Raw genomic sequence first — 16,965 nt, 5'->3', positions numbered from 1 at the left:
CGCGTCTGTCGTGGTCGCGCTGATTGGCGCCGCGGTCTCGGTTTTCGGCGCTATCGCCGGCTGGTGGATTGCGGTCGACGTCGGGAAGCAGCTCGAGACGAAGAAGGCCGAGCTCGCGAAGGACGTCGCCGCGAACGCCACGGCTTTGCAGCTAGCGTCTCAGCGTCAGCTCGAGGTGTTCAAGCTCGCTGCCGAGTCGGCGGAAACCGCCATGCGCTGCTTGCGCGACTGGGAGGCTTCGCTCGAGCGTGACGTGACCGCCGTCGACTCCCGCAGGTGGGACGACGCCGAGAGCATGTCGGAGCGCGCCGAAAGCCATCGGCAGACCGCACAGCGCACAGGGCTCTTCCTGCCGCCGGACCTAGACGCGCCCTATGAGACTGCCTGGCTTCGGCTCAAGGCCGCCGCGGGTTCCGTGGGAAGGCACTTCTGCCTCTCTCAGCAGAACGCGCCGCCAGGGAATGACCTTCGCGAGTTCTTGGCCGAGGCCATCCGCGACCGCACGAATGACCTTCGTCTCGCGCGCGAAGCGGTCGAGGCTTTCGGGGTAGCCACGCGGGAGTGGAAAGCGAAGGAATGGGGGAGCGTGAAGGGAGGCAACGGTGGCGATGGCAAGTGAACGAAAGTCGATCACCGGCGAGCTCCGCTTCGCGGGGAAGCGCTGGACGCTTCGCCTTCGGGTCGCTGGCGTGCGTCGCACGTTCGCGCTCGAGACGTGCCGGGATCCGAACCGGCGCGACCAGGCCGAGACGCGTGCGGCCTTCGTGGCGGCGCTGGTCGAGGCCTTCGAGCAGGCATCGAAGCTCGAGGACCCGGACGCCGAGAAGCTGCTCGGCATGGCCTGCGCGGACCCGGACGGCATGCTGCCGGCGATCCGGAAGGTGGCGGAGGACCTGGTCGGCGGGAAGCTGCCCGCCATGGGCTCGGAGCCGCGGTGCACGACGTTCCGCGAGCTCGCCGAGCAGTGGACGAGCGGCAGACTCCACGCCGAGTGGCCCGACCACGTGAAGCCGAAGGACTCGACCGACGACGCCTCGCGCTTCCGCTACCTGAACGAGCTCGACGTCGGCGGCGTGAAGCTTGGCGACGTGCCCCTCGACCGCTTCACGCTCGACCACGCCGAGCGCGCCATGCGCCAGCTCCCCGAGACCGCGACGCGCCCGGCAACCCGCCGGCACTACGGGCAGGGGATCTATCGGCTGCTCTCGCTGGCCGTGTACCCGTGCCGCCTCATCGCCGCGAACCCGTTGCCTCGTGGCTTCCTGCCCAAGCAGGGCAAGCCGCCGGCCTTCGCGTTCCTGTACCCGGCCGAGGACGCCGCTCTCCTGGCGTGCGCGGCGACGCCGCTGGTGCGCCGGATGCTCTACGGCGTCCTCGCACGCGAGGGCCTGCGCCTGAGCGAGGCCGTGGCGCTCCGCTGGCGCGACGTCGACCTCGAGCGAGGCGTCCTCACGCTCGACGCGAACAAGACCAACGACCCGCGCGCATGGGCCCTCGGGGAGGACGTCGTCCGCGCGCTCGTGTGCTGGTCGAAACGCTCGGGCCTGACCGCCGGCGAGCTCGCGGGCGAGCCGGTCTTCGCCGAGAGCAGCGTGCCCGTGGAGATCGACGGGCTCGCCGAGCTGTTCCGCGAGCGGGACTTGCGCGCCGCCGGCGTGGACCGCCACGAGCTCTTCGCCAAGACCGCGCAGCGGCGGCCCGTGAGGGTTCATGACCTCCGGGCGACGTTCATCACGCTGGCGCTCGCGGCCGGGAGGTCCGAGACGTGGGTGGCAGACCGCACGGGGCACCGCTCGAGCCAGATGATCAACCGGTACCGGCGGGCCGCTCGTGGCGCGTCGGAGCTCGGCCTCGGGTGGCTGAAGCCCCTCGACCAAGCTGTGCCCGAGCTCGCCCAGGAGGTCGACGCGGGGCAGGTCCCGGCGCGGGCCGCGCCCCGGCCGAGGCGCGCTCCGAAGCCCCGCCGAGGGCTGTTCCGTGGGGCAGGATTGCCCCACGGCTGCCCCACAGGAGGTGGGTCGACTGGGACTCGAACCCAGGACCGACGGATTAAAAATCCGCAGCTCTAACCAGGCTGAGCTATCGACCCGGAGCCCGGCCGAGGCCGGGGGCGCTCTGTCTACCTCGAACCTGCCCGTTCGGCCACAGAGAAGGCGCCACAAAACACCGCGGGCTCCGAGCTTGGCTCGGAGCCCGCCGTGGACCCGAAGGTCGGTCAGTAGGAGGTTTGCAGGGTGTAGGTGCCGGTGCCGCTCGCGGCGCTGCTGGTCACGACGATGGTGTAGATGCCGGGGCTCGTGGCCGGAACGTTGTAGGTCAGCGTCGCGACGTTGCCCGACGCCGGGACAGCCGAGGCGACGGCGCTCGTGCAGGCCCCCGCGCGCGTCAGGTAGATGCGCGGCGTCCAGGCCGAGCCGCCGGTGCGGGTGACGGTGACGTTGATGGTCTCGCCCGGCTCGAGGTACGTCTCGAAGTCGTCGTGGAACCGCGTGGTGAGGATGTCGCCGATGCGGTCGCCAATGGCAAGAGACTCGCCGACGGTTCCGCCGAGCGGCCAGATCACGTGCGCATCACCATTCCCGCCGGCGGGCGCCGTGCCGGTGAAGCAGGACTCACCGACGTTGCCCTGGACGATGTTGAAGCTGTACGCCGTGCCGAGGTAGGTGGTGGAGTTGGCCCCTGCCCAGAACGCGTACACGCCCGCAGCAGTCGGAGTGTAGACGAGCCGCGCGCCGCCGTTCAGGATGCCCGACGTGGCGGGTGTCCCGATGGCGGTCGTGCAGGAGCCTGCCGCCGCCTTGTAGATGCGATCGACCACGCCCGCCGAGCCGCCTTGCAGAATCGTGTAGGTCGTTCCTGCTGCGAGGTAGGTCTCGATATCGTCCCCGATGTAGCCTGCCGGCATCGGCGACACCGTTCCGGCGGTGCTCATCGAATCCACGACTCTCATGCCGTGTGGCCAGAGGCGGAAGGAGTCGATGCCACAGCTGGTACCGACGGCGCCAGGAACGACGTCGAGGCGGTAGTAGCCCTGCTGGTTGGCAGCGGCGGTGGTCGCGGAGGCGACGTAGTAGCCGGCGGTGGCGTTGCTGATCACGCGGGTCGCGAGGTGCGCGCCGGCCGGGTTGCCCTGGCTGACTGCGAAGGAGGTCAGCGTGCCCGCGGTGCAGGAGTTCGGCCCGTTCACGTACAGGCGCGGCACGACGGCGGAGTCGTAGGCCTTCGTCTCGAAGATGGTGAAGGTCTGGCCCGCCGTCGCGGAGATCTCGTGGTCCTCCCAGTAGTAGTTCGCTCCCATGGGGCCGCCGGTGTTCTTGTCCGCGGTGGAGAAGATCCCCAAGAAGTAGTCCGGCAACGTGGTGGCCGAATAGGTCTTGTAGCCGCACAGCGTGCCGGCCGAGGTGTCCTTGCCGTCGCAGTTCTCGTCGATGCTGTTGCCCGGGATCTCGGTCGCGTCGGGGTTGATGGCCTTGTTCTTGTCGTTGCAGTCCTGGTTGTTGTCGGCCCTGCCCGTCGTGACTTTGCACAGGTACTGCACGGTGCCCGCGCTGTCGCCGAAACCGTCACCGTCGGCGTCGACGTAGGTTGCGATTGAACCCTCGTCGATGCCGTTGACGCAGTTGTTGTCGATTCCGTCGCAGAGCTCGATGGCCTGGGGATTGATGGTCTTGTCGTTGTCCTTGCAGTCGAACACCGGGCTCGCGGCGACGTAGCCCGTGGGCTGCGCGCAGGCCGTCTGGGTGGCGCTCTGGTTGCCGTAGCCGTCGCCGTCGCTGTCCTGGTACCAAGTCTGGCTGCCCGGGTCCGGCGTGGCGGCGTTGCAGTCGTTGTCCTTGCTGTCGCAGATCTCCGGGTTGCCCGGGAACATCGCCTTGTCGTTGTCGTTGCAGTCGCCGCCCTGGGCGACCCAGGTCGTGCCGGGGGGCGTGCAGGCCTTGGTCGCGGTGCCCGCGCCGTACCCGTCGCCATCGACGTCGTTGTAGTAGTCGTTCTTCGTCACGCCGTCGTCCACGCCGTTGGCGCAGTCGTTGTCCTTGCCGTCGCAGACCTCGGTGTTGCCCGGGTACACCGCGCCGTCCTTGTCGTCGCAGTCGCCCTTCGCCGAGGCGTAGCCCGTCGGCGCCGTGCAGGCGGTCTTGTTGGACGTCGCGTTGTCGACGCCGTAGTTGTCGCCGTCGCCGTCGACGTAGAACGTGCTGGTCACGCCCTCGTCGATCTGGGTATCGCAGTTGTCGTCGATTCCGTTGCAGGTCTCGGTCGCGCCGGGGTTGACATCCTTGTTGGTGTCGTCGCAGTCCTTGGTCGAGTCGTAGCCGTCACCGTCGGCGTCCGTGCCGGTGCCGCCGCCGGTGCCGCCGCCCGCGATGCCGCCGGTGCCGCCTCCGGTGCCACCGCCTCCGGTGTTCCCGACGCCACCAGTGCCGCCGCCGCCCGTGTTGCCGACACCGCCGCCGCCGGTGTTGCCGACGCCGCCGGTGCCACCCCCGCCCGTCCCGCCCTTTGCTCCGACGTTGCCGGTGCCGCCTCCACCGGAGCTGCTGGTGCCGTCATCGCCACCGCACGCCAGCACGGACATGCCGAGCGCCAGCGCGGAGTACGAGATCAATCTGCGAGTCGAGCGTTTCATAGAGATGCCTCCCGGTAAGGACCCGCCGAGCCGATGCGGACGGCGGGACAGGGGGCGGACCCTAGGTCTGCTGGGTCGGGCAGGCAATCAGGGATTTGTTGCCTCAATAAGGTGTGTAGTTACATGAGCCTAGCAGCCTCAATGGAGCGGGCGGAGTGTCCGCAGGTGTACGGATATGGGTCATCTCCGAAACGCCGGGCAAGCGGCCTCCGCGCGATCTGCTATTCCCGGGCGAGGCAGGATGCCGGCATCGGACGAACGCGCTCCGCTCGAGCCGGCGGCTCCGCCGAGCCTGCTCCGCCGCTTCTTCCGGCCAACCCTCGCGGGCGCCGGGTACCTCGCGCTGCTGTCGCTGCTGTCGCTGGCGAGCACGCTTGCCGACGAGCGAGTCCAGGGCGTGAGCGCGCCGGTCGTGCGGCGGCTGATCGCCACGCGCTTTCGGGGCGAGGTGCTGGATGCGTCGCTCTTGGCGCTCTCGACTGCAATCGTGCTCGGCCTCGCGCTCGGCGCCTCCGCGGGCCTGTTGCTGTCGCTCCGCGATCGCCTGGCGGGGCGGCCCGTTCGAGCCGCTCCACGCTTGGCCTGGCCCTCGCTCGGCGTGGTCGCGGTGACCCACGCGCTGCTCTGGGCGTTCGACCTCGCCAGTCACCCGCAAGCCTACGCGCCGAGCCTCTACGGCGGCGGGGGCGTGCGCGCGCTGCTGCAGATCGCCGTCTGCGACGTGCTCGGTCCCACGGGCGTGGTCGCGGTCGCTGCTCTTGCGGGCCTCGGGTTCTTCGCCGCGCCTGCGCTGCGGGAGCTTCGCGAGCGGCGCTCGCGGCTTTGGGCCGCCGGCGGAGGAGCGGCCGTGCTGGTCCTGCTCTTGGGGCTCTCGCCGGAGCTCCCGGGAGGGCTAGGGGTGCGCGCGGCGCGCGCTGCCGGCGCCCGACCGAACGTGCTGATGATCGCGGCCGACTCGCTGCGCGCCGACCGGCTCGAGCCTCGGGTGGCGCCGGAGCTGTCTCGGCTCGCCCAGAAGGGCACGCTGTTCGAGCGGGCCTACGTCAGCTTGCCGCGGACTTTCCCCTCCTGGATGTCGATCCTGAGCGGCAAGGATCCACACCACCACGGCATCCGCCACATGTTCCCGCGGCGGGAGCCGCGCTCGCTCGACGTGGGCAGCATCCCGCGCCGCTTCGCCGCCGCGGGCTACCACACGGCGGTCGTCAGCGACTTCGCCGGCGACATCTTCCGGCGCTGCGACTTCGGGTTCGGTCGAGCGGTGACCCCGACGTTCAACGTGCGCGAGCTGGTTCGCGAGACCATCGTCGGCGGGCAGAGCCCGATCCTGCCGCTGCTCCGCTCGCGGCCGGCGCGGCGCCTGTTGCCCACGCTGCGCGAGCTGCACGACACCACCGATGCCCGCGCGCTCTCGGCGGACGCGCTCGCGGAGATCGACGCGGCGGGCGGCAAGCCGTTCTTCGTGGTGGCGTTCTACTCGACCACGCACTTCCCTTATTCGGCGCCGGCGCCCCATTGGTCGCGTTTCCTGGACCGGAGCTACCGCGGCCCGTACCGCTACGGAAAGTCCCCGGCCATCTTCGCGGAGCACCAGCCGGGTGAGGCGGACGTGAAGGCGGTGCGCGCGCTGTACGACGGGGCGGTCTCCGCGGTGGACGAGGCTGCGGCGAGCTTGCTCGCGGGCCTCGCTCGCCGCGGGCTCTCCGAGAGCACCATCGTGGTGGTCACCGCCGATCACGGCGAGTGCTTGTACGAGCCCGGCCGCGGGCAGGGGCACGGCGACCACCTGTTCGGCGACGAGGCCTCGCGGGTTCCGCTGCTGGTGGTCGATCCTCGGCGCCGCGGTGGGCACCGCATAGCGAGCGTCGTGCGCTCGGTGGACATCGCCCCGAGCCTGTGCGAGCTCGCGGCGGTCGAGTGCGACGCCGACATGGACGGCCGCTCGCTGGTCCCCGCGCTCGAGGGCAAGGAGCTCCCGCGGCGCTCGGCCTTCGCCGAGACCGGCATCTGGTTCACGCGCCAGATCCCCGACGTGCCGCCGTCGTTGAGGTTGCCCTATCCGGATCTGACCGAGGTCGTCGAGGTGGACAGCGGCGCTGGCGGGGAGCTCGTGGCGCGGGCCGACTTGGAGCCCCTGCTGGTCACCGCCAAGCACCGCATGGTGCGCGATCAGCGCTTCAAGCTGGTGTACGCGCCGACGCGCAGCGGCGTTCGCTGGCTCTTGTACGACACCGAGGTCGATCCGCTCGAGACGCGCGACGTCGCCCGGGAGCACCCGGACGTGGTCGAGCGCCTGTCGCGGGAGCTCTGGCAGTGGATGCTGCTCGACCGCGGCATGCAGCGCGAGGGGGACATGCTGGTCCCCCGGGGGGAGGCCGCGCGGTGAGCTGGAAGGAACGCGCCGCGCAGCTCGCGGTGGTGGCCCTCGCGATTGGTTCGGTGGCGGCCATCGGCAAGCTCGCCGATCCGGTGCACGCCGACGCGCCGCCGCTCTCCCCGAGGCCCGCGCCGAGGCCGCCGCCGGAGCCCGTGCACGGCAGCGCTCCCGGAGTCGCCATTCGACTCGTCGATCGGCTCCCGAGCGCCGTCGTGGACGCGCCGGAGCTCGCAGAGGTGGACAAGGAGCTGGCCTACTGGCGCCGCATGCGTTCGCCCTACTCCGCGCCGAGCGGCGAGGTCGGCCGCGCCGTCCAGCAAGTGTCGCTGGTTCGCAGCGCGGGTAAGCAGACCAAGCAGGCGCTCGGCAAGACGGTCTGGATCCCCGATCCCAAGGTCTGGAACATGACCGAGGGAACCTTCGATCAGCGCGAGGCCATCTTGGCGCCCCCGCCGGCGACGCTGCGCTTCCCGTCGCTGCCGATCCCGGCCGGCGCGGTGCTGGAGGTCGCGCCGGCCATCGCGGGGCAGGGGATGGGAGGGGTCGATTTCGAGGTTGCGGTGCGGGTGCCCGGCGGCGAGCGCGTCGTGCTCGGCAAGAGGTTCGTCGCGGGCGGGCACACGGGGTCGTTCGCGGACTGGCACCTGTCGCTGGAGGAGTACGCCGGCAAGAGCCTGGAGCTCGAGCTCACCACGCGAGCGCGGGTCAAGGGGGTCGAGCCGGCGGCGGCCTACTGGGGGACACCCAACGTGCTCGGCGCGAGCGCGAGCGAGCTGCCGTTCAACGTGCTCTTCATCGTCGTGGACTCGCTCCGCGGCGACGCGCTCTCGTCCGCTCACGACGACGAGACCGACGCCAAGATGGCCGCGGCGAAGCCGCCGCCGCTCGAGGCGTGGCTGCCGCGCCTGCCCGAGGTGGCGCCGCGGATCGACGCGCTGGCGAAGCAGGGCGTGCACTTCGTCCGGGCGTACTCGGGCGGCACCTGGACGCGGCCGGGGACCCTGGCGATGCTGGCGGGCACGCTGTCGAGCGACCTGGGACTCTCGGCTCTGCCGCTCGTGCCGGCGCCGGCGGACGTGCGCGCGCTCTACGCGAAGCGCCCGCCGTTCTTGCCGCTCTTGCTCCGCCCGCGGGGCGCGCTCTGCCGCGCCATCGTCAACAACTTCTACATGGTCGGCTACTCCGGCGTCGGAGTGGACATGGGCTTCGAAGGCCTGATCGACCATCGCTACAACCGCGACGACACCGCCGAGATCGTGCGCGACACCATGCGCCTGTTGGAGCAGCACCGCGCGCGTCGCTTCTTCTTCTTCGTCAACCTGAACTCGCCGCACTCGCCCTACCAGCCGCCGCCCGCCGCCAAGGCGGCCATCCCGCGCCCGCCGCGAGGGCCCGAGGACCGCATGCTGCGGAGCTATCTGGCGGAGATCCACAAAGACGACGCCGCCGTCGGCGAGCTGTTGGCCAAGCTCGACGAGCTGGGGCTCAGCGAGGACACGCTGGTGCTGCTCACCGCCGATCACGGCGAGACGCTGAGCCGCGAGCACGAGGCGATCCCGGACGGGGTCGACGGCGGTCCGCGCATCGGGGGACGCTTCCACCACCTTTCGTCGCTCTACGACGAGACCGCGCACGTGCCGCTGATCCTGCGCCTGCCGAAGAAGCTGCCGGCGGGCCTGCGCGTGAAGGACCCGGTCTCGAGCATCGACATCGTGCCCACGCTGCTCGAGCTCGCCGGCATCGATGCGCCGAGCTCGCTGCGCGGCTCCTCGCTCCTGCACATGGTGCGGGGCAAGCCCGATCCCGAGCGGCCCATCGTTGTCGAGGGTCGAGGCGCGCACTCGATCCGCGTCGGCCGCTGGCGCTTGGTGATCCGCGATCCGGCGTATCGTCACGTGCGCGTCAAGGGCCGCCGCAAGTCACGTCCGCTCGAGCTCCACGACCTGGAGAGCGATCCCGGGGAACGCGTCGAGGTGACGAAGCAGCACCCGGAGGTGGTGGCGCGGCTGCTCGAGGCGGACCGCAAGCGGAGCGCGCAGTCTGCGGCGGCCTCCACCACCAAGCCTCCGAAGTATCACTTGTACTTCGCGGGTGGCAGCGGGTTGCATCGGCTGAAGGGGCGCATCCGCGCGCTCGGGGCCGACGGCGGACCGGCGACGGTCGTTGCTCTGGGCAACGAGCTGGCGGAAGGCGCGCTGCGCTCCGAGGCGGGGAGGGTGGAGCTCGACCTATCGCTCGTGCCGGAAGGCGTGTTGGCGTTCGAGCTCGCCGTGGATCCCCCGAACGCCGAGCTCGAGTGGGAGCTCCGCTTGGACGACGCGCCCTGGCCAGCCGAGAAGATCTTCGCCGGCTCGTTCGGCCTCGAGGCCAAGATGCTCGCGACCGGCGTGCGCGGCGAGAGCGCGCGGCGCAGCGTGGCGGGCGCGACGCTGCCCTTCATCGACGCGGCGGCGGACGTGGGCCTGTACGTGATCCGCGACACAGGACCGCGCGAGCTGGAGCTCGCTCAGGGCGACGCCGCGAAGGCCGAAGCGATGGGCCTGATGAAGGCCTGGGGCTACGTGCGCTGAGCGCGTCGAGAGCGGCCCGCGTGCGCCGCGCCGAGAAGCGGCGACGCACGCGAGGCCAGACGAACGAGGCTGTCCCCCTTCCGTCCGGGTCGAGCATCCACGGCTTGGGGGGGGCTTTCAACCCCCGCCGGACTGGGGCGGATCCAGCGGAAAAACGCCTGCCGATCAGCGCGGGTGCAGGTGGTCGGCCTTGTCGGTCTTGCGCACCGCCGGCACTGCGCTCTTCGGCGCCGCGCCGTACTCGTGCAGCTTGTACTGGATCTTGCGCACGCTGATGCCCAGCACCTCGGCCGCCTTGCTGGTCGAGCCGCCGTGGGCCTCGAGGGTGGTCAAGATGGCGTGCCGCTCGATGTCCGCCATCGACGAGCCCGGAATGGTCGGGACGGGGCTCTCGCCTTCCACCGAGCCGAGCTCCGCCGGCAGGTGGTGCAGCTCGATGGTGGGACCGTCGGCCAGCACCACCGCGCGTTCGACGACGTTCTCGAGCTCGCGCACGTTGCCGGGCCAGCCATACGCGACGATCTGGGCCAGCGCGGCGTCGCTGAAGCGCTCCACGCGCTTCTCGTTCTCGCGCCCGAAGCGCTCGAGGAAGTGCGCGGCCAGGGCTGCGACGTCGCTCTTGCGGCGGCGGAGCGGGGGGAGGTGCACGTTGATGACGTTGAGCCGGTAGTACAGGTCTTCGCGGAAGCGGCCGTCGGCGACCAGCACCTTCAGATCGCGGTTGGTGGCCGCGATCAGGCGAACATCGACGGTGAGGGTCTGGTTGCCACCCACGCGCTCGAACTGGCGTTCCTGCAACACGCGCAACAGCTTGACCTGCGTGGAGGGCGTGATGTCGCCGATCTCGTCGAGGAACAGCGTGCCGCCGTTGGCCTGCTCGAAACGTCCCTCGCGACGACGGTCCGCGCCGGTGTACGCGCCACGCTCGTGACCGAAGAGCTCGCTCTCGAGCAGCGTCTCGGCCAGGGCCGCGCAGTGCAGCCGGACGAAGGGTCCGTCCTTGCGCGGCGAGCGATGGTGGATGGCTGCGGCGACGAGCTCCTTGCCCGTGCCGGACTCGCCCGTCAGGAGCACGGTGGCGCGGCTCGGCGCGACCTGCGCGACGGACTTGAACACCTCCTGCATCTCGGGCGAGTTGCCGATGATGTTGTCGAAGCGGTAGCGCTCGGAGAGCTGGCTCCGGAGCTCGTGGGTCTCCCGACGCAGGCGCGTGCGCTCGAGCGCGCGGTCGATCACCAGCACCAGCTCGTCGGTGTTGAGCGGCTTGGTCAGGTAGTCGCTGGCGCCTTCACGCATGGCGCTGACGGCCGTCTCCACCGCGCCGAACGCGGTCATGAGCACCACCGGCAGCTCCGCCGCGTGCTGGCGCAGCTTGCGCAAGAGCTCGACCCCGTCCATGCCCGGCATCTTCAGATCGCTCAGCACCAGATCGGGGGAGAACTCCTCGGCCCGGGCCAGGCCCTTGAAGCCGTCGGCCGCGGTCTCGACCTGATAGCCTTCCTCCTTCAGGATCTCGGCTAGCGCGGTCCTGGCGTTGGGTTCGTCGTCGACGACAAGAATGCGTCCCTTGCTCATGGCTCTCTCCGTTCGTGCGCAACCTTTGCAGGACTCGTGCCTGGGCAATTTCCCGACAATTCCAGCACAGGACCGGGGCGATTGCGCGAAAATTGCGTCTGGCCTCCGGGCGACGCCGAATTTGCGTCGTCAGTCGATCGCGTCGGCAAGAGCCCGCAGCGCATCGACGGTGGTGAACACCCCGACCACCTTCTTGCCGTCCACGACGATGGCGGAGCCCAGCTTTCTCTCCGCCATTTCGAGCACGACGTCCTTGAGCAACGCCGTCGGGGCGACCACGTAGGGCTCGGAGGTCATCGCCTCTTCGACGCGCACGGTCTCCGGATCCACGTCCTTCAGCGTCTCCACCAGGTGCAAATCTCGCACGGTGACCATCCCGGCCAGCTGCCCGCCGTGCAGCACCGGCAGGTGCCGGATGTTGTGGTCGCGCATCAGCGCGTGCGCCTTGGTGAGCGACTGCTCGGAGCCGATGGTGTGGGGAGATTCCGTCATGTAGTCGCGGATCGTGAGCAGCTTTTTGGTCATGGCAGGGCTCGCTTCTGTGACGCCGGCCCGCGGGCTCAGTCGTCGTCATCGTGGAGGACGCGGACGGCGGGAGTGTCCAGGTCGTCGAACTGCCCGCGCCGCGCGGCCCACAGGAATGCAAACACCGCGCCGCTGACCAGAATCAGTGCCAGAGGCAAGACCACGAATAGAGCGCTCACGTCGCCTCCGGGAAAGTCTTGGACCGGTAAGAGCTCGTCACCACCGTCAGCGAGGAGACCGGCATCAATATTGCGGCGATCCACGGGGCGATGGCCCCGACCACCGCGAGGGTCGCGCAGATCAAGTTGTAGCCCAGCGACAGCAGCATGTTGCGACGGATCACGCCTAGCGTGCGCCGGCCGCCCTCGAACAGCTCAACCACTGGGCCCACGCCGGGTCGGGTGGTGAACACGTCGGCGGCGCCCAGGCTGGCCTCGGCACCCCCGTGCACCGCGATGCCGACGTGGGCTCGGGCCAGCGCCGCGGCATCGTTCACGCCATCGCCCACCATGACCACGCGCCGCCGTGCCGCCTCGCGCTCGATGACCGCGAGCTTGTCCTCCGGGGAGGCTCCACCCTGCACGAACGTGAGATCGATGCCCAGACGCGCGGCGACACTCTGGGCGACTTGCGGCTGATCGCCGCTCAAGATCGCGACCTCGTGCCCGAGCGCCCGCAGGCGTTCGAGGCTCGCCCGCGCGTCGGCGCGCAGCGGATCGACGAAGCAGGCGAGGGCGCAGGCGACGCCGCCTGCGGCGATCAGCACCGGAGTCTCACCGGCCTCGGCGGCACGAAGTGCCTGCTGCTCGAGCTCGATGGGGACTTCGGCTCGGGAGCGCACGAAGGCGAGAGACCCCACGGCGACGCGCTGCCCCTCCACGCTGGCTTCGACGCCGCCACCGGGCGTCTGGGCGAAGCCTTCCACGGGCAAATCACAGGCGGGCAACGCCCGCTGGAACGCCAGCGCGATGGGGTGAGCGGAGCGGCTCTCCAGGGCGACCACCGCGCGCTGAAGCGTGGGATCACCTTCCCAGCGCCCGAGCTCCAGCCGACCTTCGGTGAGCGTGCCGGTCTTGTCGAACACCACCAGCGAGGGCGTGGCGAGGCGCTCGAGGGCGTCGCCGCCCTTGACCAGAATGCCGCGGCGGGCGGCCTTGCCGATGGCGGCGCTGACCGCCAGCGGCGTCGCCAAGCCGAGCGCGCAGGGACAGGTCACGACCAGGAGCGCGATGGCATTCTCGATGGCGCGCTCGGGATCCACGCGCCACCACCCGAGCAGCGTGAGCGCCGCGAGGCCGAGGGCCCCGACCACGAAGCGGCCCGCCGCCTTGTCCGCCAAGAGCGCGATGGGCGCACGCCGGGTGGCCGCTTCACCCACGCTCCGGAGCAGCTTGCCCACGCGCGTGGCCTGGCCGGTCTTCTCGGCGCGCATGCGGATCGCGCCGCTCACGTTGACGGTGCCGGCGTGGACGCGGCTCTCGGGACCGATGTCCTCGGGGCGCGACTCGCCGGTCAGGAGCGATGCGTCCACCGACGAGTGACCCTCGACCACGGCGCCGTCGGCGGGGAAGCTCTCGCCGGCGCGCACCTCGAGCAGCGCGCCCTCGGCGACGGACTCGATGGGGACCTCGCGCGTCTCGCCGTCTTCGACCAGCCGCGCGCTCGAGGGCGCCAGCGAATACAAGAGGTCTGCCGCGTTCTGCGCCGCGTGCTGCCGCTTGCGCTGCAGCCAGCGGCCGACCAGGAGCAGGAACACCACCGCCGCGACCGAGTCGAAGTAGATCTCGCCGCGCTCTCGCAGCACGCTCACCGCGCCCCAGACGAAGCCGGCCAGGATGCCGATGCTCACCGGCAGGTCCATGTGCGGCGTCCGGGTACGCAGCGCAGCCCAGGCGCCGCGGTAGAACTCGCCCGCTGACCAGGCCACCGCGGGCGTGACCACCACGAGGCTGGCCCAGCGGAAGAACTGCTGGTAGTCCGCGTCCATGCCCTGGAACGCGCCGGCGTAGAGCGCGACCGCGAGCAACATCACGTTGCCGAACACCGCGCCCGCGACCGCCATGCGCGCGAGCAGGGCGCGATCCTCGACGCGGCGGAGCTCGGCGGTGTCCGCGCTCTGGCGCGGGTGCGGCGGGTAGCCGAGCTGGGCCAGCCCCCTGGCCACGGCGGAGAGGCGCAGCTGGTCCGGCGGCCAAGTGACGCGCACGGTGGACCGCCCGAGATCGACGCTGGCCGCCACGACTCCCGGCACCAGACGGCCGAGCTTCTCGACCAGCCACACGCAGGCGGGGCAGTGCAGGTTCTCGAGGTAGAGCTCCACCTCCGAGAGACCCGGTCCCGCGGGCCGGCAGTACACGGACAGGAACGCCGGGTCGTCGAGCTCGGCGTAGCTCTTGTCGCTGGTCGCGGCGCGGCGACCTTCGAGGCCGACCTCGGCGCGCTCGGTGTAATAGCGCTCGAGGCCCGCGCCGTGGATCACGGCGTACACCGTGCGGCAGCCGTCGCAGCAGAACTGGGTCGCCGCCTCCGCCGCCACCAGCGCTGGAGGAACGGGCAACCCGCAGTGGCCACACGCGACTTCGCTCCCGGCGCGTGCCGGAGCGAAGGCAGCGAGGGCCGCTTGCGTCATCGCGCCGCCGCCTTCTTGGCGTGGCACGGCGGCTCGGCAGGGAGCTCAGCCGCGGAGAGCACGCCGCGCGCGTCGCGGAGCGCGAGCGCCGGCGCGTTGATGCGGCCGAACAGACCCGCGATGCCAATCGCGAGCAGCGCGATGGCGCTCAGCACCGGGACGTGCTGGCGCAGGCGCTCGGACAGCCGCTGCACCCCGACGCCGAGGCCCAAGAGGAGCGGCACCGTGCCGCTCCAGAACGCGGCCATGACCAGCGCGCCGGCGGCGGCGCTGCCGGTGCCGGCGGCGGCCACCGCGAACGCCCACAGCCAGCCGCAGGGCAGGAGCGTGGACGAGAGCCCCACGAGGAGCGCGCGCGTCAGCGGCGGGCGCTCGCGCACCCGGCCGAGGACGGACAGCGCGAGCGAGCGCAGTCGGGTCGGCGCACGCAGCCAGCTCACCGCCACGCCGGCGTGCTCGAGCAAGAGCGCGAGCGCCCAGGCGATCATCAGCGTACCGGCAGCGAAGGCCGCCACGCGCCCGACGCCGGCGGCGCGCCCGGCGAGATCCGCAGCGCTGCCGATGCCGCCGGCGAGGGCGCCGAGCCCCACGTAGGTCGCGAGCCGTCCCAGGTGGTAGGCCGCGTGAGACGCCCCGCGCGCCGCGCCGCGCGTGCGGTCGTTGCCGGCGTAGAACGCGGTGAAAGGGCCGCACATGCCGGCGCAGTGCAGGCTTCCGACCAGGCTCGCCCCGACGATGGGCAGCAGCAGCGAGAGGTTCACGACGCACCTCCGGCGCGGACTTCCTGGCGCACGGTCTCGGTGAAGCGCCTTCCCCGAGCCTCCACGCTGAAGCGGAACTCCCAGAGTCCGGACTGGGTGAGCGCGACGCCGCCGCGGTAGCTCTGGTCCTCGGCGCCCTCGAGCCGAGTGGAGACCACCCGCGACGCGCGGGCGTTCGCGAAGGCTTCCAGCGCCACGGCGGCGCCTTGGATCGGCGCGCCGCGGGCGTCCTTCACCCGGGCCACGACTCGGAGCTCCTTGCCGTGCGGCTCGGTCGAGAGCTCGACCTTCCAGCCCAGGCGGGCGTTCTCGGCGGCCTGCGCCCGAGCTTCGTCCCAGGCCACGGCCTTCTTGTAGTAGTCCTTCTCGACGGCGAAGGACGGATCGTCGGTGGCGATCAGCGCGAGGCTGCCGAGGCCGAGCACCATGGCCACGATGAAGACCACGGGCATGAGCGACCAGAAGCGCCCGCCACGAGTCAATTTCTCGACCTTCGTTGCAGTCATGAGCCACCTCCGGCCGACGGTTCCCTTGGTCCGAGCAGCTTGTACGAGACCTCTTTCTGGAAGCCCGATTCGTCCGTGATCTGAAAGCGCACCGGCCGCTGCCCGTCGTGGAAGCTCTCGCGCGGCGCGATCACGAACACGCTCGTGGACTCGTGGCTGCCGGCGCGCACCGGCAGCGGGTTCTCCGGCGCGATCAGCTTGGCGTCCGGCGCGTCCAGGATGAGGATCTGGTAGCGCTGCTTGTTGCTGGTGCGATTCTCGATCTTGACGCGGATCTGGTTCTGAATGCCGTCGGGCTGCTCCACGAAGGGCGCGCCGATGCCCCGGAGGATGGTCACGTCCGCGCCGCCGATGCGGGAGGCGACGACCAAGAGCGCCGTCACGAACCCGGCCAGCACCACCGGGTAGATCAGCACGCGCGGCCTGAGGTAGCGCGGGCGCTTGCGGGTCTCCATCGCCTCCTGCGAGCTGTAGCGGATGAGCCCGCGGGGCTTGCCGATGCGGTCCATGATGGAGTCGCAGGCGTCCACGCACTGCGTGCAGGCGATGCACTCGAGCTGGAGTCCCTCGCGGATGTCGATGCCGGTGGGGCAGGTGACGACGCAGGCGTTGCAGTCGATGCAGTCGCCGGAGCCCGGCTTCGGCTTGCCCTTGCTGCGCGGCTCGCCGCGGGCGCCGTCGTAGGCCACGACCAGCGAGCGCTTGTCGAGCAGCACCGACTGGAGCCGCGCGTAGGGGCAAGCGACGGTGCACATTTGCTCGCGGAACCAGGCGAAGTCGAGCATCACCAGGCCCGCGGTGACGGCCATCACCAAGAACCCCGTCGGGTGCTCGAGCGGAGACTGCGTGACCCAGCGCGAGAGCCGCTCCACCCCGACGAAATAGGCCAAGAACACGTTGGCCACGAGCACGCTGAGCAGGGCGAACACCAGGTTCTTGGCGATCCGCCGGAGGCTCGGGCCCTTCCGTTTGTCGAGCGCGATCTGCTTCGCCCGGTCGCCCTCGAACAGGCGCTCGATGGGCCGGAACAGGAACTCCATGTACACGGTCTGCGGGCACGCCCAGCCGCACCAGCCTCGGCCGAGCAGCGCGGTGAGCCAGATGATCAGCACGAAGATGCTGAGCAGGAGCAGCATCAAGAGCACGCCGTCGGTGGCCAGGAAGGTGCCGCCGAGCAGGTGGAACTGCCGCGCAGGGACGTCGAGCAGCATCACTGGCTTGCCGTTCATCTTCACGAACGGCAGTGCCACGAAGAGCGCGATCAGGCCCCAGCCCGTCATCAGGCGCGCTCTCCAGTAGCGGCCCGGGTGGACCTTCGGATGGATGAGCCGCCGCGTGCCGTCCGCGTTCAGGGTGGGCAGCACGCGTTCGGGCGCGGGCAGGGGGCCGGACATG

At 70.8% G+C, this 16,965-nt stretch carries 11 protein-coding genes, 1 tRNA gene and 1 pseudogene; 4 read left to right on the top strand and 9 right to left on the bottom strand.

Annotated features, from left to right (window positions below; all coding sequences use genetic code 11):
- Positions 1–10 precede the first annotated feature (10 nt).
- Together HS104_12580 and HS104_12575 are read left to right on the top strand one after the other, a co-directional pair.
- The gene (locus HS104_12580; protein MBE7480802.1) at positions 11–619 is read left to right on the top strand and encodes a hypothetical protein; all 609 of its coding nucleotides are present in this window, start codon (positions 11–13) and stop codon (positions 617–619) included.
- Positions 609–1,826, top strand: a pseudogene (locus HS104_12575) (tyrosine-type recombinase/integrase). Before HS104_12580 ends, HS104_12575 begins: the two are co-directional and overlap by 11 nt.
- Before the next feature lie 188 nt (positions 1,827–2,014).
- Here HS104_12575 and HS104_12570 read toward each other — a convergent pair.
- Together HS104_12570 and HS104_12565 are read right to left on the bottom strand one after the other, a co-directional pair.
- Positions 2,015–2,089: transfer RNA gene (locus tag HS104_12570), tRNA-Lys, on the bottom strand.
- A gap of 126 nt (positions 2,090–2,215) precedes the next feature.
- Complete coding sequence (locus HS104_12565) at positions 2,216–4,627, bottom strand: hypothetical protein (GenBank protein MBE7480801.1); 2,412 nt, start codon at positions 4,625–4,627, stop codon at positions 2,216–2,218.
- A 241-nt stretch (positions 4,628–4,868) separates the two neighbouring features.
- Here HS104_12565 and HS104_12560 point away from each other — a divergent pair, with 241 nt between their 5' ends.
- Both HS104_12560 and HS104_12555 read left to right on the top strand, forming a co-directional pair.
- Positions 4,869–7,013 carry a sulfatase gene (locus HS104_12560; GenBank protein MBE7480800.1) on the top strand — a complete coding sequence of 715 codons (2,145 nt, stop codon included), beginning with the start codon at positions 4,869–4,871 and terminating at the stop codon, positions 7,011–7,013.
- Positions 7,010–9,574, top strand: coding sequence for a sulfatase (locus HS104_12555; protein ID MBE7480799.1), 2,565 nt, complete (start codon positions 7,010–7,012; stop codon positions 9,572–9,574). Before HS104_12560 ends, HS104_12555 begins: the two co-directional genes overlap by 4 nt.
- A 165-nt stretch (positions 9,575–9,739) precedes the next feature.
- Here the strand turns inward: HS104_12555 and HS104_12550 are convergent, their stop codons facing one another.
- From HS104_12550 to ccoG, 7 genes are all read right to left on the bottom strand, one after another.
- A complete protein-coding gene (locus tag HS104_12550; protein ID MBE7480798.1) occupies positions 9,740–11,149 on the bottom strand; it encodes a sigma-54-dependent Fis family transcriptional regulator in 1,410 nt (469 codons plus the stop codon).
- Positions 11,150–11,278: 129 nt separating this feature from the next.
- Positions 11,279–11,641, bottom strand: coding sequence for a CBS domain-containing protein (locus tag HS104_12545; protein ID MBE7480797.1), 363 nt, complete (start codon positions 11,639–11,641; stop codon positions 11,279–11,281).
- A 68-nt stretch (positions 11,642–11,709) separates the two neighbouring features.
- Positions 11,710–11,853, bottom strand: coding sequence for a cbb3-type cytochrome oxidase assembly protein CcoS (ccoS, locus tag HS104_12540; GenBank protein MBE7480796.1), 144 nt, complete (start codon positions 11,851–11,853; stop codon positions 11,710–11,712).
- On the bottom strand, positions 11,850–14,303 hold the full coding sequence (gene cadA / locus HS104_12535) for a cadmium-translocating P-type ATPase (GenBank protein MBE7480795.1): 2,454 nt from the start codon (positions 14,301–14,303) through the stop codon (positions 11,850–11,852). Before cadA ends, ccoS begins: the two co-directional genes overlap by 4 nt.
- Positions 14,300–15,064, bottom strand: coding sequence for a sulfite exporter TauE/SafE family protein (locus tag HS104_12530; protein ID MBE7480794.1), 765 nt, complete (start codon positions 15,062–15,064; stop codon positions 14,300–14,302). Before HS104_12530 ends, cadA begins: the two co-directional genes overlap by 4 nt.
- The gene (locus tag HS104_12525) at positions 15,061–15,570 is read right to left on the bottom strand and encodes a FixH family protein (protein MBE7480793.1); all 510 of its coding nucleotides are present in this window, start codon (positions 15,568–15,570) and stop codon (positions 15,061–15,063) included. Before HS104_12525 ends, HS104_12530 begins: the two co-directional genes overlap by 4 nt.
- The gene (gene ccoG / locus HS104_12520) at positions 15,567–16,964 is read right to left on the bottom strand and encodes a cytochrome c oxidase accessory protein CcoG (GenBank protein ID MBE7480792.1); all 1,398 of its coding nucleotides are present in this window, start codon (positions 16,962–16,964) and stop codon (positions 15,567–15,569) included. The genes HS104_12525 and ccoG overlap by 4 nt, the downstream gene beginning before the upstream one ends.
- Position 16,965: the final 1 nt, after the last annotated feature.

It is taken from the genome of Polyangiaceae bacterium (genome assembly GCA_015075635.1).
Classification (GTDB): domain Bacteria; phylum Myxococcota_A; class Polyangia; order Polyangiales; family Polyangiaceae; genus JADJKB01.
Note: the sequence above shows the minus strand (reverse complement) of the source record. Positions and strands in the feature narration are given on the sequence as shown.

What these genes read in the sequence shown, in the direction of transcription:
- HS104_12565 (MBE7480801.1), bottom strand. Translation starts at nt 4,627, where the DNA reads ATGAAACGCTCGACTCGCAGATTGATCTCGTACTCCGCGCTGGCGCTC.
- cadA (MBE7480795.1), bottom strand. Translation starts at nt 14,303, where the DNA reads ATGACGCAAGCGGCCCTCGCTGCCTTCGCTCCGGCACGCGCCGGGAGC.
- HS104_12545 (MBE7480797.1), bottom strand. Translation starts at nt 11,641, where the DNA reads ATGACGGAATCTCCCCACACCATCGGCTCCGAGCAGTCGCTCACCAAG.
- HS104_12550 (MBE7480798.1), bottom strand. Translation starts at nt 11,149, where the DNA reads ATGAGCAAGGGACGCATTCTTGTCGTCGACGACGAACCCAACGCCAGG.
- HS104_12560 (MBE7480800.1), top strand. Translation starts at nt 4,869, where the DNA reads ATGCCGGCATCGGACGAACGCGCTCCGCTCGAGCCGGCGGCTCCGCCG.
- HS104_12525 (MBE7480793.1), bottom strand. Translation starts at nt 15,570, where the DNA reads ATGACTGCAACGAAGGTCGAGAAATTGACTCGTGGCGGGCGCTTCTGG.
- ccoG (MBE7480792.1), bottom strand. Translation starts at nt 16,964, where the DNA reads ATGTCCGGCCCCCTGCCCGCGCCCGAACGCGTGCTGCCCACCCTGAAC.